This is a genomic window from Salibacter halophilus (genome assembly GCF_008806325.1).
GTDB lineage: Bacteria > Bacteroidota > Bacteroidia > Flavobacteriales_G > Salibacteraceae > Salibacter > Salibacter halophilus.
This window is the reverse complement of the sequence record NZ_WACR01000004.1, coordinates 63,644-86,895: the sequence shown is the minus strand read 5'-3', so window position 1 is coordinate 86,895 and position 23,252 is coordinate 63,644. Positions and strand designations below refer to the sequence as shown.

At 41.8% G+C, this 23,252-nt stretch carries 17 protein-coding genes; 11 read left to right on the top strand and 6 right to left on the bottom strand.

All coding sequences use genetic code 11. The features are described from left to right. Positions 1-7: 7 nt before the first annotated feature. Positions 8-1,282, top strand: a complete 1,275-nt coding sequence (fahA, locus tag F3059_RS05215; RefSeq protein WP_151167076.1) for a fumarylacetoacetase — start codon at positions 8-10, stop codon at positions 1,280-1,282. A gap of 468 nt (positions 1,283-1,750) precedes the next feature. Here fahA and F3059_RS05210 read toward each other — a convergent pair whose 3' ends face one another. Continuing rightward, the gene (locus F3059_RS05210) at positions 1,751-2,173 is read right to left on the bottom strand and encodes a type II 3-dehydroquinate dehydratase (protein WP_151167075.1); all 423 of its coding nucleotides are present in this window, start codon (positions 2,171-2,173) and stop codon (positions 1,751-1,753) included. Beyond that, positions 2,170-3,180, bottom strand: coding sequence for a helix-turn-helix transcriptional regulator (locus F3059_RS05205; protein WP_151167074.1), 1,011 nt, complete (start codon positions 3,178-3,180; stop codon positions 2,170-2,172). Before F3059_RS05205 ends, F3059_RS05210 begins: the two co-directional genes overlap by 4 nt. Positions 3,181-3,427: 247 nt before the next feature. Between F3059_RS05205 and F3059_RS05200 the strand changes: the two genes are divergently transcribed. From F3059_RS05200 to F3059_RS05165, 8 genes are all read left to right on the top strand, one after another. Continuing rightward, positions 3,428-4,078, top strand: a complete 651-nt coding sequence (locus tag F3059_RS05200) for a helix-turn-helix transcriptional regulator (protein ID WP_151167073.1) — start codon at positions 3,428-3,430, stop codon at positions 4,076-4,078. Positions 4,079-4,150: 72 nt separating this feature from the next. Further along, entirely contained in the window at positions 4,151-8,512 is a 4,362-nt protein-coding gene (locus F3059_RS05195; protein ID WP_151167072.1) for a T9SS type A sorting domain-containing protein, read from the top strand. Between the two features lie 79 nt (positions 8,513-8,591). Beyond that, on the top strand, positions 8,592-12,509 hold the full coding sequence (locus F3059_RS05190; protein ID WP_151167071.1) for a T9SS type B sorting domain-containing protein: 3,918 nt from the start codon (positions 8,592-8,594) through the stop codon (positions 12,507-12,509). Between the two features lie 352 nt (positions 12,510-12,861). Next, the gene (locus F3059_RS05185) at positions 12,862-14,136 is read left to right on the top strand and encodes a sensor histidine kinase (protein WP_151167070.1); all 1,275 of its coding nucleotides are present in this window, start codon (positions 12,862-12,864) and stop codon (positions 14,134-14,136) included. 66 nt (positions 14,137-14,202) lie between these two features. Then, the gene (locus F3059_RS05180; protein ID WP_151167069.1) at positions 14,203-14,898 is read left to right on the top strand and encodes a response regulator transcription factor; all 696 of its coding nucleotides are present in this window, start codon (positions 14,203-14,205) and stop codon (positions 14,896-14,898) included. A 65-nt stretch (positions 14,899-14,963) separates the two neighbouring features. Next, positions 14,964-16,169, top strand: coding sequence for an aminotransferase class I/II-fold pyridoxal phosphate-dependent enzyme (locus tag F3059_RS05175; RefSeq protein WP_151167068.1), 1,206 nt, complete (start codon positions 14,964-14,966; stop codon positions 16,167-16,169). A gap of 113 nt (positions 16,170-16,282) precedes the next feature. Further along, complete coding sequence (locus F3059_RS05170; RefSeq protein ID WP_151167067.1) at positions 16,283-16,864, top strand: Crp/Fnr family transcriptional regulator; 582 nt, start codon at positions 16,283-16,285, stop codon at positions 16,862-16,864. Between the two features lie 121 nt (positions 16,865-16,985). Further along, positions 16,986-17,417: an SRPBCC domain-containing protein gene (locus tag F3059_RS05165; protein WP_151167066.1), complete on the top strand. Its 432-nt coding sequence runs from the start codon at positions 16,986-16,988 to the stop codon at positions 17,415-17,417. A gap of 72 nt (positions 17,418-17,489) precedes the next feature. Here the strand turns inward: F3059_RS05165 and sucD are convergent, their stop codons facing one another. Both sucD and F3059_RS05155 read right to left on the bottom strand, forming a co-directional pair. Then, positions 17,490-18,359 carry a succinate--CoA ligase subunit alpha gene (gene sucD, locus F3059_RS05160; protein WP_151167065.1) on the bottom strand — a complete coding sequence of 290 codons (870 nt, stop codon included), beginning with the start codon at positions 18,357-18,359 and terminating at the stop codon, positions 17,490-17,492. Between the two features lie 125 nt (positions 18,360-18,484). Then, on the bottom strand, positions 18,485-18,847 hold the full coding sequence (locus F3059_RS05155; protein ID WP_151167064.1) for a hypothetical protein: 363 nt from the start codon (positions 18,845-18,847) through the stop codon (positions 18,485-18,487). 29 nt (positions 18,848-18,876) lie between these two features. Between F3059_RS05155 and F3059_RS05150 the strand changes: the two genes are divergently transcribed. Then, positions 18,877-19,599 carry a lysophospholipid acyltransferase family protein gene (locus F3059_RS05150; protein WP_151167063.1) on the top strand — a complete coding sequence of 241 codons (723 nt, stop codon included), beginning with the start codon at positions 18,877-18,879 and terminating at the stop codon, positions 19,597-19,599. A gap of 671 nt (positions 19,600-20,270) precedes the next feature. Here F3059_RS05150 and F3059_RS05145 read toward each other — a convergent pair. Beyond that, positions 20,271-21,053, bottom strand: a complete 783-nt coding sequence (locus F3059_RS05145) for a choice-of-anchor V domain-containing protein (RefSeq protein ID WP_151167062.1) — start codon at positions 21,051-21,053, stop codon at positions 20,271-20,273. Between the two features lie 55 nt (positions 21,054-21,108). Beyond that, positions 21,109-22,560, bottom strand: a complete 1,452-nt coding sequence (locus F3059_RS05140; protein WP_151167061.1) for a sodium:solute symporter — start codon at positions 22,558-22,560, stop codon at positions 21,109-21,111. Positions 22,561-22,626: 66 nt separating this feature from the next. On the opposite strand from F3059_RS05140, the gene recR reads away from it, so the two are divergent. Beyond that, positions 22,627-23,250, top strand: coding sequence for a recombination mediator RecR (gene recR, locus F3059_RS05135; protein ID WP_151167060.1), 624 nt, complete (start codon positions 22,627-22,629; stop codon positions 23,248-23,250). The last annotated feature ends 2 nt before the right edge of the window (positions 23,251-23,252 follow it).

Here is a 23,252-nt window from a genome sequence, read left to right as displayed (position 1 = left end):
AAATTTTATGGAAATAACTGCAAATAATCCAAATCGCACTTCATGGGTAGATGTACCTGAAAACAGCGACTTTCCCATTCAAAACCTGCCGTTTGGTGTTTTCTCTACTACTGAGAAAGACGCTCGCGTAGGTGTGGCACTCGGTGAGCACATCATCGATATGTACGAACTGGCGAGTCGCGGTTACCTCGGTGACATTATCAAAGATGCTGAAGTGTTCAACCAGGATAAGCTCAACCCTTTTATGAAATTGGGTCGTGACACGGTCAGAGCCGTGCGCAACGAGCTGGCCAACATCTTCGATTCGAACAATGCCAAGCTAGAATCAAGCGATGACGACAAGGCCGCTATCCTCGTGAAACAGAGCTCAGCTTCAATGCACATGCCCGTTCAGGTTGGCGATTACACTGATTTTTACTCGAGTAAAGAACACGCGACTAACGTTGGTAAAATGTTCCGCGATCCTGATAACGCGTTGTTGCCTAACTGGCTTCATATTCCGGTTGGCTACCACGGTAGAGCGAGCTCTATCATTGTTTCGGGAACGCCTATTCACCGTCCAAAAGGGCAGACAAAGCCAGATCCTGATCAACCACCGGTTTTTGGTCCGTCAAAACGTGTGGATTTTGAACTTGAAATGGCTTTTGTAACGTATGACGGCAAAGCACTTGGCGACTCGATATCAAGTGACGAAGCTGAGGATTACATCTTTGGAATGTGCCTCTTCAACGACTGGAGTGCACGCGATATGCAAAAATGGGAATACGTACCACTAGGTCCATTTCTAGCGAAGAGTTTTGCATCATCTGTGAGTCCGTGGATCGTGACTATGGATGCTCTTGAGCCATACCGCTGTGCAGGACCTCAACAGGATCCGGAGCCACTTCCATACCTCAAGACAAAAGGTGACCACAGTTTTGATATCAACCTGGAAGTGGGTATCAAAACAGACAATACTGATGAAACAAAGCTGGCGCATTCAAACTTCAAGTACATGTACTGGAGTATGGCGCAACAGCTCGCTCATCACACAGTAAACGGATGTAACATTCGCGTTGGTGATATGATGGCTTCAGGAACGATCTCAGGAAAAGAGAGCGATGAGTTTGGTTCTATGTTAGAACTCACATGGTCTGGCAAAAACCCGATCAAACTCCCTGATGGATCTGAACGCAAATTCATCGAGGATGGCGATACTGTAATCATGCGCGGCTACAGCGAAAAAGACGGCATCCGCATTGGATTTGGCGAAGTGCGCTCTAAAGTACTTCCCGCCAAGTAACAGACTTTATTTATTTGAAATAGAAAGCCTCTTGACGAATGAGTTGAGAGGCTTTTTTGATTTAAAACATTTAGAAATGAAGATTCATTAAGAGTGTAAAAAAGTGCCGTCAGGCACGGTACCATCTATCTCGGGTGATAGCCCGGAGCCGTAGTGTGAAAACCAACTTTTGAGTGCCGTAGGTACGGTTTACGTTTTAGTTGTAGAGCCACAAAGGCACCAGGGCTCGAAGTTAGCTCCTTCGTGTTCTTTGTGACTTTGTAGCATAACCTCAACCTCGGCCTTGTTGACCTCCTAACTCCCTTCTACTTCGACTCCGCCACAGCTACGCTCAGCATTCGGGTCTGGCAGCTAAAAACAAACACCAAACTCACAAACTTCAAACCCTTAACAACTTAAACTTTCATTAATCCCAAAACCAAAATTAGAACGCTCTCAGCCTTAACCTTAACCTAAAACCTCAAAACACTAAATCCCATTCTCAAAACTCGCAACTGCCAATCGGTAACAGTCGAGTCCGAAACCGGATATGAAGCCCTTGCAATTTTTGGCGAGCAGTAGGTTCTGACGATAACCCTCACGATCAAAAACATTGGAAATATGAACTTCCACGACAGGCGTATCTATAGCTGCTATGCAATCTGATAGGGCGATTGACGTGTGTGCATAAGCTCCCGGATTGAATACGACTCCGTCAACTTTATCACGCTCTTCATGCATTTTATCGATCAGCTCGCCTTCTTGGTTGCTCTGGAAATATTCTAGCTCGATGTTAGGAAACTCGGCATTGAGCAACTTGAAATATTTTTCAAATGCACGATTTCCGTAGATGTGCGGTTCGCGCGTTCCCAGCAAATTGAGGTTAGGTCCGTTCAGTATCAACAATTTCATTTGGCGTATTTTTTAAAAGTCTTTTGTAATTGATCTTTGATCTCAGCTCGTAGAGAAGCGGGCTTGAGCACTTCAACCTGGTTGCCGTAGCCCAGTAGTTTTTCCCTCAGCTCGTAAGTATCGATCACTTTTAACTTTAGCAGGAATCCCTCTTTTGTCTCTGTGAGTTCCTGTGAGTGATGCACGGGCTGAGACTGGAGGTATTTGGCCAGGAGGTTGTCCACGCGGACTTCAACATCCTGTGGGCTCTGACCGTCATTCGCTGTTATGCCGATAGAATATTTAAAATAAACATCAGAATCGAAATCTGGGTCGGAGACAAAATCGAGTTTTGTAAGAGAGAGTTTTTCCATGCGGTCTAACCCGTAAATAATCACCTTTTGTTTGTCGTGACTCCACCCGATAAGGTACCAGCGGTTGCGGTATTCCTTGAGCAAATACGGATCTACCTTGCGCTTTTTAGAGCCGCTTTTGCGGTAACTGCCGTAATCGAACTCAACCGTTTTATGCTCTCGAGCAGCGCCAAAAAGTGTAGAGAGGTGTTCATTTCCCTTCATGGTGGGAACCGTCTCGAACTGGATCAATTCTTCCAGCTCGATTTCCGGTGCCGAGGAACTGATCTCAACCCTGTCGAGAATCTTGTCTATCGCGCTGCTGTACTGCTTGAACGGACCACTATCCCTAAATGTGGAGAGCGTATTGGCCGCGATTTTAATTGCATCAATTTCCTCATCGCTCAGCGGCACATCCTGAATGCTGTAATCAGGCTCGGTGTAATAATAACCGCGATACTCCTTGGAATAAGCAATTGGCGCCTCATAGCCAAGGGCACCGTCATTTTTCATCGCGTTCATATCTTTCTCGATGGTAGACCGCGAAACCGTTTTCCCCAGCGCTTCCTCACACTTTTCCTGAATCCGCTCAATATCAGGATACGGACGGTATTTATTCCCGACACACCTGTCGATCACCCTGTACCTGATGAGCGCGTATTTATTTGCCGGCATAGCTAGTCGTTTTCATTGTTCCAAATGTAGTGGAATTCTGTTTTTCAGCTATCAGTCAGAGTTGAAAGTCTGCGTTTTCATGGATTAGGTGGTGGTTCACCGGCTGAGGTAATTGCTGTTCATAAATTTCACCTATTCAATAGAACGACATAATACAAATCAATTTTTTTAAGATTTGTAAAATTTTATAAATTAGGAGTCGATTTAAGCATTGACCAAAACTAATAACACCTAATTTCAATACACTATGACCATTACAATTGCCTCTAATGACAGCCTATTAGGCAGTTCAATATCACTCCTTTTAGATCAAAAGTTTCAAGATGCTTCAATTAAAACAGTCAACCTACTTTCTATAAAGGATCAGTTACTCAAGAAACAAATTATCATTTTAGATCATCCAGCTACCCCGCAATTAATCAATGAAATAAGGAGTTCTAAAAGCCTACCAGCAAAATGTATTGTCTTAGTTAACGAAACTAGCTCTGAAATTCAGGAATTAATAAAGTTAGGAGTTCAATCTGTTATTCATAAATCGATACAATTTGACCAATTGACAAAAGCTATTGAAATGGTCATAAATGACCATACTTATTTCTCGCCAAACATCTTAGACTCAGTAATCTCAAACATTCAAATAGTACCTACTATGAACAATAAGCCTCAATCTGAAAAGCTTACTGAATTTGAAATTTCAGTCGTTCGATTAATTTGCGATGAATACACAAACGGTGAAATCGCAGAGATTCTAAATAAGAGCAAGAGAACAATTGAAAACAGACGCAAAACGATTATGGAAAAAGTACATGCTCGCAATATTGCTGGATTGTTGAAATTCGCTTTTACAAATAATATTTACAGGCTTTCACCATCTCCTTCCAAGTCATCACGTAATTAAATGTGGTAAATACTCTACTATAAGTATTTACTTCTATTGAGGTTTGAATCCTAATCTCAAATCTCAATAATTATGAAAAGAAAAGTATTACTCTCTATAATGGGAGTTGTTATTATTTCAGTTACCAATCTATTATATGGTCAAAACGACTTTATATCTGAAATTGGATATATTGCTAACAATGATGTCTTAATACCCAGACACACTAAACGAATAACAACTAGTAGTGAGGAAGGTTATGCAATATGTGGTATTGCCAATAACAACAACAGTCATTTTGTAACAAAAACAGATCTATTTGGTAATCCGCTTTGGCATAAAAGAATTGGCTCAGCTGATAACATTCATCCGGTTATGACTGTCAACAATCATTCTTCATCAACATTTGATGGAGATATTTATGTGGCAGGTCAAGCGACAGCAGGATTAAGAATAACACATTTTGATGGCGCTACGGGAAGTATTGTAAATGAGACTAAGGTAAATACCTCTTTTGCATCAAAAAAAATCACACCTTTCCAAATCAAACCTATAGAGTATAATGGTGATATACTATTTGGTATAGTAGGCATGATCAAAGACATAAATGACGATTATCTACATTCCAGCTTTACTCTAATTGATGATAATGGGGCTATCGTTTATTCCAAAGAATACCCATTACCACTTCCTCCCAATCCTCATAATAACGGAGCCCCAGTTGCTTTTGAGCGAAAAAGTGGTACTAATAACGTTATTATAGCTTATGGTTCAGGTGGAGCATATCTATATTCATTTGATGTCAATTTTATATCCGGAAACTTCATAACTAACTCTTCCAAATTCGTTCAAATTAATATTAGTAATGCAAATGATTTGAATATTATGGATATAGAAGAAATCCCGGGACAGGGAGATCTCGTTTTGGGTGGGCAGCTAAAAAATAATGAATGTCTAATTCTACTAGATAATAACAATAACCTTAAAAAGGTAAACCTTTTAAATCCTAATGTGAGCTACTCTAATTTAGTATATGATGTTAATTATAATCAACGGTCTAATGAAATAAACGTTTTGAATGGTTGGTTTGGTATGAATGGCGTTCCGATATCAACCAACATGTTAATTTGTGATTATTCTGGAGGCTCACTAACAATATTAGGGAATACAAGATTATACGACCCAAATACCTTAACCCCTTATAAATTCAATTTACCGGCTACATTTACGCATAGTAGTTCCGGTAATATTGCGTTTGCTCCTAGAGGAGGATCAATTGATGGATTTCCATTAGTAGTTTTCAACTCTAGTAATAATGTTACATCTTGTTCGATGGATCCAATTCAATTCAATCCTAAAGATTTTCCTTTTTACAGCCCGTCAGTATTTGATCCGACACAAAACAGTTTTTCAACGCAAAATATATCATTGAACTACATTGCAGATGTTCTTGAGAGAACAGACGTTTGCAACCCTCAATGTACATCAGGTCAAATCCCTGTAAATATTACAGCAACAGGATCTGGAATTTGCTCTACTACCGGAAGCGGATCCGTAATCTTGACTGCTAATGCATCTGGTGGTCCATATAATTATGTTTGGTACCCTTCAACTCAAACAAGTTCCTCAATAACTGTTTCTTCAACTGGTACTTACCAGGTAACTGTATCGGATCCTCAAACTGGTTGTATTGGGACAGCATCTTTTAATGTGACAGCTGATGACGACCCAGATCCAGCAAACTATATCATTACTCCTAATGGTACTGTATGCCAGAATGATAATCCAACAACATTTGATTTATTTCCATCAAATATAAACTCCACAAATCCATCATATTCTTGGGACTTTGACTATGGACAAACTTCAACAGATGCTAGTCCACAAGTTAATTTAAATAGTAATTATGGATTGCGAGATATCACTCTTGACTATACAAATGCTTGCGGCACAATGCAAGTAATATCAAGTATCACTTTAGAAGGACATGAAGGATCTATACAAACAACTCAGCCATTGTGTGCAAGTGGAACAGGTCAACTTTGCTTTAACGCAACAGCTTCGTCTTCGTCACTAAATTACACATGGAGTAATGGAGGAAACACTGCTTGTATCAGTAACCTTTCAGCAGGAACATACACAGTAACAGTTTCTCTAAACTCTAATCCAAACTGTAGTGAAGTCTATTCAGGTGTAATTAATCCTGCTCCACCAGCTATTACTTTTAACCCAAATACTACAGACGAAACTTGTATTAATAGTAGTGACGGTGAAATTGTATTAAATGTTAGTGGAGGAACTCCTCCGTATTCTTACAATTGGACAGGTTCCAGCTCAACTAGTGGAACAGCTACTAACCTTACAAATGGTACATACAGTTGCACTGTTACGGATGCCAATGGTTGCACAAGTTCTTCAGGTAATATTTCTATCAACACTGCTAATCCGGGAACGGGTATCACTTTTAATCCAACAGTAACAAACAATACTTGCTTTGGTGCCTGTGATGGTGAAATAGTACTCAACCCAACTATAAGTGGTTCTTTAACTCCAACTTACCAGTGGAATTTTGGAGCTACAACTCAGGATGTAGATAATCTTTGCGGTGGAGACTACAGTGTGAATGTTTCAACAAGCGCTTGTCCTGACTACAGGGTTGATGTTAATATAGACCCTAACGCAGATTCTTACTGGCAAGTCTATTCTCAGGATTCTCAATCTGAAACAAAATCAGTTGATGTAGAAAGTGATGATGATGGCAACATTTATGTTACCGGTTACTTTGAAGGCTCAGCATCATTTAATAATGGTGATGTTACAATCAACTCAGGTAGCTCTCCTCGTGGCTTATTTCTCGTAAAATACGACAAGTGCGCTAATTTTGAGTGGGTTGGATATACCACTTCAGGATCAGTTAGTACTAATTATGAAGGTGTTGACATTGAATACAGAAATGGTGAAATCATTATTTTAGGAAGTACAAGCAATCAAAATATCAACTTTGATTATCTTGTTAAAGATAACACTAATACAAATATAAATTCAACACTAATAATCCAGGCTCAAGCTGGAGATGGTTATTTTATTGGTAGATCATCAACTGATGCTTTAACACTAAACAATTTTAATTTTGTTGATAGAACAAACAGTTACACTAACGAAGAATTTACCTCTATAGATATTATGAGCTCATCAAATTTACAGGATTTTATACTTGCAGGAAAAAACAACGGAGAGTTGTTTATTTCTGAAGTTAGCTATAATGGAACTAATGATTATGTTATCACAAGTAATAACTACACTGGTAGCTTGGATAACTCGATCAATGACATTGAAAGAAGAGTAGGAACTCAGGAGTTATACATTACCGGTGAATACATCAATTCGACTTTACTCGGTTCATCCTATACTATTTTAGGATCTTCAGATGCATACACCGCTGTAATAAGCGGGATAAGTAATCTATCGAATATTCCTTCAAATTCTTACATTCATGTTGGTGAAGCAAATCAAACAGCAGCGGGTAATGAAGTTGATATCAATGAATTAGCCACAGGTGAAGTTCAGGTTTATACAACAGGTCATTACAATGAAGCTCTAACGGGCTGGAATTACCCATCAGCCAGTGGTGGTGGAATGGTAAGTGCTGGAGGCATAGATAATGCTTTCATCAGCTCTTCAACATTTGAGCCTCAGGGACCATTTATTAAAAACTGGGCCGTAGATTTCACCGGAAATGATTTTATAGAAGCTGAAGGACAAGGAATCATCTATGACGAATCAGGTGATCGCATTCTGGCAACAGGTACATTTATATCAGAAGAAATTCACGTACCTAATCAGAGTGAATCTGCTCCCGGAAATGGTTATACCAACATGTGGAATATAGCCATTAGTTTGAATGGAGATGTTCAATGGATGAATAGCGGAACAACAAATAAACCTATTGAAGTTGCCGGTATAGCTGCTTACGGTGTCAACGGTTTTATTGCCGGTTCTTACACCTCCGATATTGACCTGACTTATAACTATCAATCTCCCGTTATTCCATACATTGGAAGTTCCGGAACTCAAATCTTTGAAATGTTTATCGCGCGGTGTGGAAATGCCCTCACTCAATCTCAGGGATCTATGCAAGGACAATTCTACAAAAAGGACCCCTTTGCTGATAAGTCAGATAATGCAGTTTCACTAATTCAGGACAATGAACATAAGTTCAATGTTTATCCGAATCCTACAAGGGGAGATATTACCATTGAATGGAAAAGTGAATTAGAGGAAAACTGGTCGGTAAATATTTATTCAGGAACAGGGGTGAATGTCTACTCAAATAGTTTAGATGCATCAAACAACATGATCAAGATCAATGAGTTTTCTCATCTATCCAAAGGAGTATACTTCGTGAAGGTTTCCCAGGGTAACCTGATCGAAACTACAAGGTTAGTTATTCAATGAATCATCACATAGTTTTCTTTTCTAAGAGGCTTGTCAATTGACAAGCCTCTTTTTTTATTATCTTTCGTCTTTTAAATATATGTTGCGCATACTACTCACCATATCGATTCTTTTCTTTTCCCTGATCTGCAATGGTCAGAACCATGGCAGGCAAGCCAATAACTGGTATTTTGGAGACTCTCTCGCGCTCAACTTCAATGGGCTGATCCCCAACAAAATGAAGAACTCCTCAATGATTGCAGAAGATAACCCATCTACCATCTCCGATAAAGACGGGAATCTTCTATTTTACAGCAATACATTCGCCATTTGGGATTCTACTCATCAAATTATGCAAAACGGTCTTTTAAATTCTGCAGCTCATTTTCAGGGTGACTTTGTTTCACGTCTATGGTTCTCTCATGCTAGCCTCATATTACCTAACCCCTGCAACGATGAACAGTACTACTATTTCTACATTCAGTCCTATAAAGATTTTATCCCTCAAGCAAACTACCCTGCTTTAGACAGTTTTCGTTTTGTTTACTCTGTTGTGGATATGACCCTAAATAACGGGCTGGGAGGCGTTGTACCCGGTCAAAAAAACGTGGTGCTCGATTCTAATAACTTCCCGGTTTTGGGTGCTACCCGTCATGCTAATAACCGCGATTATTGGCTGGTCACCTGTGCACCCGATACCAACATCTATAAATCCTGGCTGCTCACTCCAACAGGTATTTCCAATGGCCCGGTCACTACTACAAGTATAGGTATGCCCTTTATAAAGAATTATGGTGGACGATATGGTCATATCAAATTCTCCCACAGCGGAAATAGACTGGCTACAGCTAACCCACAACAGATTTATAATACGTGGCCAAATCAAAACAACAATCGATTTGAACTGATGGATTTTGACCGGGCAACCGGTACATTGTCCAATCACATCACCCTTAATTTTGACAGTACATTCTATTGTTTCCCACCCTGGTCTCCTCTTAATGAAGCTTCGGTTTATGCAGTAGAGTTTTCACCAAATGATCAAATTCTGTATGGACTATCCTATCCGTCACTTGTTCAATACGACTTGAGTTCAAACAACCCTGCTGTCATACCCTCATCTTACAACATTGTCTCCAATTTCTGTTCAGTTAACATGAACCTCTCTAGGCAACACTTCTACCTCCAAATGGGGCCGGATAAAAAAATTTATGTTAATAACAATGTTGTTTCCAGTAGTTCAGCAGTAAATAACCGATATGCGATAGGAGTAATCCATAATCCCAATGTCTTTGGAAATGGCTGCAATTACGTTTACGATGAAATTGATTACCTAGCAATCCCTGCTCCCTACCAATCTACGAGTCATGATTCAGCTACCACTCGCGGCCTTCCTAATATCCTCTCAGATTTTTTAATTGACCGCAGTGTGGTGAGGTTGGATAGTTGTCATTTATCAGCATCTCTTTCTTTACAGGATACGTTTTTTGTGGATAGTACGAGTTGGAATTTTGGTGATACTACCGGAGTGTGGCACACTTCTTCTCAACTTCCTGTTTCACATGTTTACCCGGGTCCGGGGCAATACCCCGTAAGTGTAGCAGTCTTTAGCGGTTGTAATGTTGATACCATTGTCGATACTGTCGATATTTACCGCAGTCCGTTTGTTGATCTCGGTCCTGATACTATTCTCTGTGAAGGGGATTCTATGGCTTATAATCTCAACGACACGGCTTATCAATACTCCTGGAATACTGGCGATACCACAGCAGACTTGCGTATTTTGCAAGCTGATACCTATTCCCTTACTGTCAGTAGTAGCTTTTGTGGTTCTGAGAGTGACACGGTCGTAGTGGATTCCCTGATTCCGGCTCTCGTTCACCTCCCGGCTGATACGCTTTTGTGTTCCGGTGATTCGCTCTCCCTCGATGCTTCTGTGGCAATGGGATCATACCAATGGAATACGGGTGACACTACTGAGTCGATAACTGTTTACAATAATGGCGTTTACGCTGTCACTTCTTCTAATTTTTGTGGTACTGATCAGGACACAATCCAGGTTGATTATACTATTCCGCCCAATATCGATTTAGGACCAGACTCTGTTCTCTGCCAGGGTGATTCTCTTTTTCTCAATGCTACTGACACACTCAGCTCTTATTTGTGGAGTACCGGTGATACTTTTGCGTGGGATACCATCTTACAATCCGGCACGTACTGGGCTGAAGCGACCAACCTCTGTGGATCTGACCGCGATACGGTTGAGGCTACTTTTTTATCGCCTCACATTACTTCACTCGGTGGTGACACTGTCGTTTGCTTTGGAGACAGCATTACCTTACGCGATACTTCACAGTTTGCCAGTTACTTGTGGAGTGACAATTCTCAATCAGATTCGCTGGTTGTTCACCAGCCGGGAACTTACGCCTTAACGGTTACCAATGCCTGCGGCAGCAGCAGTGATACAATTGAGGTCTTTTACGATACCATTCCGGATATTTCATTGCGAGATGACACCGTATTTTGCCAGGGCAATAGCGTAATGCTCGATGCTTCTTTCTCGCGCAGTAACTACCAGTGGAGCAATGGAGCATCAACACCTCAAATCACGGTTCAGCAAGAAGGTACTTACAGTGTAACCACTTCCAATTTATGTGGATCTGACCAGGATAGTTTTTACCTTGATGTGGATAGCGCACTGACTGTCGATCTGGGTTCTGATACGATTTTGTGTTTAAACGACACCCTGGTTGTCAGCGGTCCTTCACAAGCGCAAGGCTATATTTGGAGTAATGGTCAGAACTCCCAGTCGATTCAGATCACAACGCAGGATACTTACTGGCTCTCAGCCCAAAACACCTGCGGATCTTTCAGTGATACTATAGTAGCACTTTACGATCGTTCACCTGTGACCAATTTAGGCCCCGATAGCGTTTACTGCATCGATGACCTTCAGTTGCTCGATGCTTCATGGAGCAGGGCCAGTTACCTGTGGCAGGACGGCTCTACCAACCCCACCAACCTTGCCGACAGTACAGGAAGATACTGGGTAGATGTGACCAATCTGTGCGGATTTGATGATGATACAGTCCGCATACGCTATCATACCCCTATTCAGTTTACGCTGGGCAATGACACGGTCATTTGTGAAGGCGACAGCATTTTGCTCAACGCTCCCGCCAACAACGCAACATTCAACTGGAATACCGGTAATCAGGACAGTTTACAATGGGGATTTCCCGGTAATAAATACCGCGTGACAGCTCATAACTTATGCGGGACAAAATCTGACAGTATTTTCATCGGTCAGATCCTCCCGCCTCAGGTTACATTCCCACAACCCGATACTATGTGCGAGGGAACTGTTTACACTGCCAGTGTAGAACTTCAAAACAACGCAGTTGTCAACTGGGAAGATGGAAAAAGCGGAATTGAACGCGTCTTTGAAAGGGGTGATACGCTTGAGGTAACAGCAAGTAATCAATGCGGAAGTGAAAAAGCAGTTTTCAGGCTTCATCAAGAACCGAGTCCACAGCCTGGTCTGCCAGCAGACACGGTAATATGTGAAGATGAAGAAGTCGAAATCAGTATTACCGGTTATCAAAACCACACCTTCGACTGGAACACAGGGCAAGAGTCGCCCACCATCACAGCAAAGGAATCCGGTCTTTACCGCGTAACCGTTACCAGCCCAAGAGGATGTGAAGGAAGCGATGAAATCGAAATTGCAGACTGCCCCATCAATATTTTCATTCCGAACGCCTTTACACCCAATGGAGACGGACTCAACGACAAGTTTGAAGTACAGGGCATCGGTATTACCGATTATCATATTTTGATCTTCGATCGCTGGGGCAACCTTGTATTCGAGAGCAACGACATCAACCGCTCCTGGAACGGACTCCAAAACAACAGCGGAGAAAAAGTCAACCAGGGAACCTACAGCTACAAACTTCAATACCGCTCAGGAGACTACGAGCTAAAAGAACGTTTTGGGAAGATTGAGGTGATTTATTGAGTTTGAATATGAGTGATGGATTATGAGTGATGAATGTTGAATGAGTGTATTAGCCACAAAGGCACCAGGGCACTAAGTAAGGGGGAGGGGTAGCTTTGTTCTCTCGATCTCTTAACTCTGAGCCCCGCGAAAAACATATTTCCTCCCACTCGCTCTCATTCTCCCACTCACTCTTGACCTCAACCTTGACTCTTAGTGAATCTTAGTCCTTGACGCAAGTCAAGACTTAGATTAACTTAAATCCCGAACTTGCTTCGGGACTCGACCTCCCACCAAGCAATCCCCAACACCTATCTCGTTAAACCCCTGTTAAAAATAATCGTAGATTCAATTCTGTATATACTTTTAAAGTGTGAAAAGAGGGACGATACGTATTTTGATCATCGTGGCGACTATCCTATTGTTCGGATTGGTACTGTCACAGGTGTTTTGGGTAAAGCAGGCTTACGAGATTGAGGAGAAACAATTCAGCTATGACGTCACACAGGCGTTGATGAATACAGTTTCCACCATTCAAGAGAGACATCAGGATTCAGCAACGATCTACGACCCGGTAGAAAAAGTGAGAAACAACCTTTTTGTAGTGCGGATGCACGATACTATTCATCCGTATTACCTCAAATCTGTGTTGCGATCTGAGTTTTCTAAATTGGAAATCAACGAGGAGTTTCAATTCAGTATGTACGACTGTTTCAACGACTCCATGGTCTATTGTGAGAAGGTGACGCCTACAAAAGTCCAAAAAGCACAGCAGGGTGAAATGCCTCCGTTCCAGTGGAGCAATGACGGGCACTTCTTCAGTGTGCATTTTCCCGAAAGAAACGAAGCATTATGGCAAAAAATGCAATTTTGGAGTTATTCCTCGGTTTTGGTGTTGCTTGTCGTCACATTTTTTGCTTACACGATCAGTATCATACTCAGGCAAAAGCGGCTCAGCGAAACCAAGACAGACTTCATCAACAACATGACACACGAGTTTAAAACCCCGATAAGCACCATCGGGTTGTCGTCTGATGTACTGCAAAAAACAAAACCCGGTGAAAATCCAGAGCGAATTCACCGTTATGCAAAAATCATCCACGAGGAAAACAGCCGACTCCAGAGTCAGGTCGAGCGAATTCTACAGATCGCAACCATTGAAAAGGAAAAGGTTTCACTGAAGAAAAAAGAGTTCGACCTACACGAAGTGCTACAACACGTTGCCGACACGTACGCCCTTAACGTAGAAGCCAAGAATGGAAAAATAACGTGTGATCTGACCGCTAAAAAACACCTCGTTGAAGGTGACAAGGTTCATCTTGAGAATATTTTCAGTAACCTCCTCGACAACGCGATCAAGTACGCAGCTGAAAAACCTGAGGTTAACATTACCACCCGAAACGAAGGCAAATACATCGCAATTGACATCAGTGACAATGGTGTGGGAATTGATAAAGCTCATCAAAAACAGATATTTGATAAATTTTATCGCGTTCCGCAAGGCAACCTTCACGATGTCAAAGGGTTTGGTATAGGGTTAAACTATGTTAAAGTGATGGTAGAAAAACACTCCGGTAAATTATCTTTGAAAAGTGAAACCAGTAAAGGAAGCACGTTTACAGTTAAAATTCCGTGTTTAAGATCATGAAACAAGATTCATGATTCTTTGAATTACGAGGCTCCAACTGACACCACTGAAAACTAAACTAAACAGATGAAAAAAGCGCATTTATTATTAGTTGAAGACGATGAAAACCTCGGGTTTGTCACAAAAGATAATCTCGAGGAAAAAGGCTATACTGTTGAATGGGCAAAGGACGGACAAGAAGGCTACGAACGCTTTTATGCCGATAAATACGACCTATGCATCTTTGATGTGATGTTGCCCAAAAAGGATGGTTTCACGCTGGCCCGCGAGATAAAGGACACCAACCCTGAAATGCCATTTTTCTTCCTCACTGCCAAAACATTACAGGACGATAAAATCGAAGGGCTCACAATAGGAGCTGATGATTACATCACAAAACCTTTCGATATGGAGGAGCTGGTACTGCGAATTGACAACATGCTCACGCGGCTTCACGGATCTGACCAGGACACTGACAAAAAAATATTTCACCTTGGAAGTGTGGAGTTTGACACTCAGAACCACACGCTCACAAGAGATGGAGAAACCGAAACGCTCACGAAGAAAGAAAGTGAGTTGTTGCGTTTGCTGTGTATCAATCAGAACCGGGTTTTGGAACGCAATACCGCTCTCCGCATAATTTGGGGCGATGACGATTACTTCCTGGGTCGCAGTATGGATGTGTTTATAACCAAGTTGCGCAAACGCCTTAAAGGTGAAGATTCAATTAACATCGAAAATGTTCACGGTATTGGTTTCAAACTAGTTGTGCCTCAGAACTAAAAAACTGATAATAGTTGTTTTTTGGCTTTCGCTAAATCGAGATATTTGCACAAAATTGTAACGATATGGCGAAAGATTTTGATCCGGCAACGGAACTTCAAAACATTCAGAATTTTGGTGAATTTGGTGGTGTAAACCCATCGATCACTGATAGTTCAACTTACACTTTTCTCGAAGCAGATCGCATGGAGGAAGTGTTTGAACACGAAATTGAAGGCTGCTACCTCTACTCGAGACACTGGAATCCCACAAACCGCTACCTCGCTGATGCACTGGCAAAGATGGAAGGAACTGAGGCTGCCCAGGTGATGGGAAGCGGAATGGGTGCAATCACCTCTACCCTTTTACAGTTGTGTGATGCAGGTGATGAGATTATCGCGAGCAGGACGATTTACGGAGGGACTTACGCATTTCTCAAAAACTACCTCCCGAAATTCAACATCAGCGTAAAGTTTGTCGATGTAACTGATCTCAAAAAAGTTGAAGAGGCTGTATCTGACAAAACAAAAATCATTTACTGTGAAGCGCTCAGTAATCCATTACTCGAAGTAGCAGATATTCCGGCTCTTTCTAAAATCTCGAAAAAAGCAGGAACGACTTTCATCGTAGACAACACCTTTACTCCCATGATTATCTCTCCGGCAAAGCTGGGAGCTGATATTGTCGTTCACTCACTCACAAAATTCATCAACGGTACAAGTGATGCTGTAGCGGGTGCTGTTTGTGCTTCAAAAGAATTCATCGACAGCATTATGGATGTCAACAGCGGATCGGCAATGTTGCTGGGACCAACGCTCGACAGTTTGCGTTCTGCCAGCATCCTCAAAAATATTCGCAGCTTGCACCTCCGTATGATGCAACACAGTCGGAACGCGATGTACCTCGCAAAAGGCTTCCAGGAACTGGGTTTGAAAGTGCGTTACCCCGGACTAAAAGATCACCCGCAACACGAGTTGCTCAAGCAACAGTACAATGAAGTGTACGGCTTTGGTGGTATGCTCTTCATCGATGCCGGTTCAAAGGAAAAAGCCTACGAGCTGATGGAATACATGCAAAACCAAAATGTTGGCTACCTCGCAGTGAGCCTCGGTTTTTACAAAACACTGTTCAGCGCTCCGGGAAGTTCCACTTCATCTGAGTTATCTGACGAAGAACAAAAAGAAATGGGCTTGAGTGACGGCATTGTGCGTATGTCTGTTGGATTAGACATGGACATCGAAAGTACTTTTGATAAAATGACTATCGCACTCAAAGAAGCCAACTTGATTTAGAAAATCATTCACGGTCAGAACCGAAAGCCGCCTTGTGGACACAGGGCGGTTTTTTAGTTTTTAAATAAAAATTCGATTAGAATATATAATTTGGTTCAATAGATAACGACCCAATGTTTCAAAAACTCCATTCCCTTGTTGAGCAATTTGTCAGTCTAACTGATTCTGAGAAAAAGGAGTTTGAAAATGCTTTTATCTATAGAGAAGTGCCACGCAATTTCACCCTTGTGCACGAATCAGAAATAGCTGATGAATTGTACTTTATCAATAGCGGTTTGCTCAGACTCTACTACAACAAGGACGGAGAACATATTACAGCTTATATCTTTCGCGAACATCTCTTCTCTACATGCTTTCAGAGCTTCCTGGAAGGTGCTCCCGGTAATCAAAACCTGGAATCAATGGAAGATTGTGAACTTCTGGTTCTGAAAAAAGACAAACTCGAAGAATTGTACGAACGCATTCCAAAAATCAATATTCTCGTTCGCAAGATCGCTGAACAGCGTTTCATCAATGCTCAGCGAATTTTATCTTCATTCATATTAGAATCGCCTGAGCAACGCTATAAAAAATTTGCTCAACACAACAGCGATCTGTTTTTGCGTATTCCGCATCACATTATCGCGTCCTACCTCGGCATCACTCCTGTTTCACTGAGCAGAATCAGAAAACGATTAATTGAATCGGGCAATTAGTATCTAGCTCAAAACAACCTCTGATCATTCAATAAATCTAAAACCAGGTTGATTCCTTTACATAAGTTAATGACCAAAACCCACTCCTGCCGCTACTTTTGTCTGCACAAAACAAAGTCAAATGAAAAAGGAAATAATAACCGAAGTGATCATTCAGGCAAACGAGAATAAAGTCTATGACATCATTACAAATCTCGAGGATTACGAAAACTGGAATCCATTCATCGTAAAGTCTGAAGGAAAACCTGTAAAAGGAGAGAGCCTCATCAACACCATGATAAACGGAGACAGTAAAATGACCTTTAAGCCCAAAGTAATGAGAGCTGATAAAGGAAAAGCTTTTGAATGGCTGGGTTCACTTTGGTTTAAAGGATTGTTTGACGGACACCATTTCTTTCACATCGAAAGAATCGATGATAAAAGCACCAAACTGATTCACGGAGAGCGTTTTTCAGGAATACTATCAGGAATGATCCTCAACAAGATTGGCGAAGAAACCCGAAACAACTTTATTCTAATGAACAGGGCGATTAAGAAAAAGGCTGAAAGTTGAATAATCGTAAAAAACAAAAAAGCCGCCTCAATATGAGACGGCTTTCTTAAATAAATATGATTGAGCTAAAGCTTACTTAAGCGCTTCAGCCATTGTTTTTCCTATTTCTGCAGGAGAATCAACAACGTGAATTCCGCATTCTTTCATGATGCGTTTTTTCGCTTGTGCAGATTCTTCTTCTCCTGAAACAATTGCACCGGCATGGCCCATTGTTCTTCCTTTAGGAGCAGTTTCACCAGCGATGAATCCAACTACAGGCTTTGTACCGTTTTCTTTGATCCAGCGAGCAGCTTCAACTTCTAGCTGACCACCGATCTCACCGATCATGATAATTCCTTTTGTTTCATCATCAGCCATTAGAAGCTTGATTGCTTCAAGCGTTGTAGTACCGATGATCGGGTCGCCACCAATACCGATAGCTGTTGTTTGTCCCAAACCAGCTTTTGTCGTTTGATCAACAGCTTCGTAAGTAAGCGTACCTGATTTAGAAACGATTCCAACAGTACCTTTCTTGAAGATAAAGCCGGGCATGATACCAACTTTTGCTTCTTCAGCTGTGATAACACCCGGACAATTAGGTCCGATTAGCGTACAACCTTTATCGCTGATATATTCTTTTACTTTTACCATGTCGTTCACCGGAATACCTTCAGTAATTGTCACAATTACTTTGATACCTCCTTCAGCTGCTTCCATGATCGCATCAGCGGCAAATGCCGGTGGAACAAAGATGATTGAAACGTCTGCTCCGGTTTCCTTAACTGCATCAGATACAGTGTTGAAAACAGGCTTGTCGAGGTGCTTTTGACCACCTTTACCCGGTGTTACACCACCTACTACATTCGTTCCGTATTCGATCATTTGTTCAGCGTGAAAAGTACCTTCACTTCCAGTGAAACCCTGAACTATAACTTTTGAATCTTTATTGACTAAAACGCTCATTCTTTGATAGATTGTTTGAATTTTAAAAGCTAAAATGGACGGTCAAAAATAGGCTTTTCAATGGCTACTGCAAACAAATTTGAGCGTTTCCCTCGGTTAAATTTTCAGTTTACGGTCAGATCCGGTTAGAATCCCAATTTGCGTGCGATGTAGCGCAACAACCCTTCTCCCCGACTGTCATCAGCTTCCGGGGAGTCGTCAGGCAAGAGGTGTAACTGGCTCTGACCACGAGTTTTGAGCACTTCTTTCACCTGTTCTTCAAATGCCTGCGGAACTTTTACGATGACTCCGCCAACTGCATTTGACAAAAACGGATGAACGCTCAGTGTGTACTCGTTTTCAATGTGATAAGGAACTTCCTCACTGTCGAGCAAACCGCACAAACCATAGGACTCGTGAACATAATGAAACCGGGCAACTTCGAGCATCTTCATAACAATTGTACCTTTAGGTGAATGGAAAATACTAAAATTGTTGGAATTTTGCATCCTTTCACAATTTAAACAATTAGTGCTGAGTGACGTTTTTGAAAAAAATATTCAACGGCTTTCAGGTTTTCTTAATAGCCATCTACACTGTTATTAGCGCAACGCTGGGAGTCGTGTTTTTGCTTTTCGGGAAGGAGAAAGCTGTAAAGTGGGCTTCATATATATGGTCCAACCTCATCTTTAAAACACTGGGCATAAAACTCGTGATTCGCGATCCGCACCCAAAATCTTTTTACTGGGAAACGACTCGTATTTATGTCTCCAACCATGAATCGAACCTCGATATTCCGGCACTTTTTCTAAGTACTCCCCGTGCTCTCTTTTTCCTGGCCAAACGCGAGTTGAAAAATATTCCTTTTATGGGCTGGTACATGCAGCTTGTTGGAATGGTCTTCATCAACCGAAGCGACAGAAGTAAAGCTCAACAGAGTTTAAAACGAGCAGGAGATGAAATCAAAAAAGGAAAAAATATCCTTTCGTTTCCAGAAGGTACACGTACACGTACCGGAGAAATGGGCGTTTTCAAACGCGGCACTTTCAGACTCGCACTTCAAAACAACATACCGATTATTCCCATCGCGATAAAAGGAGCACGCGAGTGTATCCCCGCAAAGAAGTTCGAAATCAACCCGGGAACGATCTTCGTCAACATCGGTCAGCCGGTTTACCCTGACGACTGGGAAATTAATCAGGTTGATAAATTCGCTTTTCACGTGCGTGAAGAAGTCAAGAAGTTGCGTGCTGAGTTGTGAAGTTTTTCCTTTCATCAAAAAGATTGATGATATTATAATCAAAGAGTAATTTGGGTTGTCCTTTTGCCTTGATGCAAAAGGACGTAAAAATCAAGGCTCACGGAAACATCGCTCGAATTTCTAGCAGTCGATTGCTATTTTTACTGAACTCGCAAACGCCTTTAGCGTATTTTTCTTGAGGAAAAACACGAAGGCTGAGCTCAGGCACAGCAAAAATGTACGCTCACTCTGCTGAAATTCTACGCATCAGTTCCCGAGGCCTTTAAGCTCGTAGTTTTGATTTCGTATAACAGCTAGATTAGCTTCTCGTCTCCAAAAAAACAAGCGATCCTTTACTATACAATTAACCCAGATTCAAATACGTAGGTCCCGTCTAATCAGTCAGTGATAAGTAGCGGATGTGCGGAGTCGCGTTCCGTAGCGTAATACAACGAGACGATAACCAAAAAGATAATCTCTACACGAAGTTCATCAATACACTAAACGAAGCTATTATAGCAATGAACAAAGCGCGAAGCACACAATCCGACTACGGTTTTCGAAGCGGACGCGGAGAAAAATCACCTCTGATGAGACTTGATTTTTTGTTTCTTATTTATCAAGAAAAAACAGATATCAAAATAAGAACATAAATAGCCAAAAAGAACAATTCAGATTGAACCTAATCAACCTTACTCACTCTTCACAAAAGTCTTGGTCCACTTTGTTCCTTCAGGGTGAAAAATGAAAACGCCACCCGGCAAATCTGAAACATCGACTCTTCCAGAATTGAGTACAACCGCTTTTACGAATTTTCCTCCCATCGTGTAAATGTTAGCTCGCTTTACCTGATTTGAATAGGTTCCATTCACATTGATATAGTCTTTAACCGGATTAGGGAAAATCTCGAAATCCTCTGAAGTAAATTCGGCTAAGCCCGTAGCAGTTGACGGTTGCAATTCAAAAGAATCGTAATAAACTTCATCTGCATTGTTCGCTGTTCCGCCACCGTCAGCAGCGTTAGTAGAAGCATAAAACGTTACTGTTCCCACGTCCTGGCTCGGAGCTGTCCAGTCAAACTGCCATTCTCCTGTTGATGAAGGTGAACTGTGCTCGATATAACTGCGTCCTCCAATCGGTTGGAGTTTCGATCCCGTACCAGAAGAAAAACTACCGGCCTGTGCATTATTGCCATCTAACCCGATGAGCTGAAATCCGTTTGTTGAAGTTGGATTATCAATGCTCAAAGTGAGTGTGTATGTTTGGCCAAGTTCGTAACCATTACCCGGTAAACCATCCAGACTCACACCTGAATTATTAGCTAGTCCGCTATGGCAATTACTACAATTACCGGCACTTCCAGGAGCACCTGTATAATCTTGTGTTGGCCCAGATGAATTGGACATTATTGTTACAGCAGTTAATATGCTCAAAATGTAAATTGCAACGAAGAGAAATAGTATTCTGTAATTCATAGTGTTCTTCTTTGATTAAAGTTCGGCTAATTTATGGATTTAGGAAAATACGATGCTAATTTTTCTTTACACTTTTAATCAACATCAACCCGATGAATGTTAACAACCCATTTATGATCACAACCTCAAAACCAACTTCATAGCCGTTAAACCACTCTTTGGCGTTGGCTTTAACCACATAACTCAGGATTGGTGCTGCAATTAAAACAGGCCACACCCAGCGATCTTTGATGTGCCACTTTGAGAACAAACCAAAAGCATAAAGTCCGAGGAGCGGACCATAAGTAAAGCCTGCAGCGGTAAAGAGTTCGCTGATCACACTCTCGTTATTGATGGCTCTGAACGCTACAATAACAATCACAAGGACTACCGAAACACCGATGTGAACCTTTTTGCGAATCGCATTCCGCTTAGGTTTTTCGTATTTCTCAATATCGAGTATATCCACACAAAAGGAGGTCGTTAAAGCAGTCAGAGCCGAATCAGCACTGGAGTAAGCCGCGGCTATAAGCCCCAAAATAAAGAACAACGCCACCGCGTAACCGAGGTAACCATCCATCGCGATCATCGGGAATAATTCATCTGCCTGCTGGGGAATCGTAATGCCTTTCTCTCCGGCATACATAAACAACAATGCTCCCAGCGATAAAAACAATAGATTCACAAAAACCAGTGTGACACTAAACCACAACATATTCTTTTTCGCTTCGCCAATATTTTTACAACTCAGGTTTTTCTGCATCATGTCCTGATCCAAACCAGTCATCACAATCGTGATAAATGCACCTCCTAAAAAGTTCTTAAAGAAATTACGGCTGTCGTTGAGTTCAAAGAAGAAAATCTGCGAGTAGTCACTCTCCACTATTCTATTGGTCAGATCACCAAACCCATCACCAAAATAACGCGCGATCATCGCGATACTCACAATTACCGCCAGCAACATGAAAGTCGTCTGCAATGTATCAGTCCAAATAATAGTTTTGATTCCGCCTTTGCGAGTATAAAGCCAAATGAGCAAAATCGTGATAATCACCGGTACGACAAACGGTACATCAAAACCCATTTTCTCAAAAACCGCATACTGCAGTACGATTGCCACAAGGTAAAGACGGAATGACGCACCAACCACACGAGACAGCAAGAAGAACGAAGCTCCTGCTTTGTAAGCGTTCTGACCAAAACGATCACGCAAGTACGTATAAATCGAAGTGAGATTGAGTCGGTAATAAAGTGGCATCAACACCAGAGCAACTACCAAATAGCCCGGTAAATAACCGAGTACCATCTGCATGTAGGAAAACTGGCTATCCCCCACCCAGCCGGGAACAGAGATAAAAGTCACACCCGACAAACTGGCTCCGATCATGCCAAAAGCCACCACGTACCAGGGCGAACTGCGTTTCCCGATGAAAAAAGCATCATTGGAATCCTCTCCCGTGAAGTGAGAAATGAGCAGCAAGACACCAAAATATCCTGCCAGTAATGCAATGACTACGTACGGTGACATGGCGGCAAAAGAAATGCATTTTAAGGAAACAGTTGTCATGTATAGAATCAGTTCTATTTTTGACGCATGGAATTACCTTCAAAATATTTGATGGAGGCCGTTGAGCAATTCAACACGTTACCCGGCATCGGGAAGAAGACGGCTCTCAGGCTGGCTGTTCACATGCTGGGTAGAGAGAAGGAAGAAGTAGAGGCTTTCAGCAGGGCGTTTAGTAAATTGAAGGAAAATGTGACTTTCTGCAAGGAGTGTGGAAATATCAGCGACAGAGAAATATGCGATATCTGCTCCAGCTCACGCAGAAACCGATCTGTTATTTGTGTGGTTGAAGATCTCCGCGATGTACTGGCGATTGAAAATACACAGCAATACGATGGACTCTATCATGTACTGGGCGGACACATCTCTCCGATGGATGGAATTGGTCCGGGTGATCTGAATATTGACAATTTACTCACGAGAGCACAAAACGGTGAAACCGAAGAAATCGTGCTGGCTTTGAGCACCACGATGGAAGGTGATTCAACCAATTTTTACCTGTACAAGAAACTGCAGCCTTTTAGCGTTAATGTTTCCACAATTGCACGTGGTGTGGCCATCGGTGACGAGCTCGAGTACACTGATGAAGTGACGCTAGGCCGCTCGATTGTAAACCGAATGCCTTACGAATCCTCAATCTCCCGAAAAGAATAGCC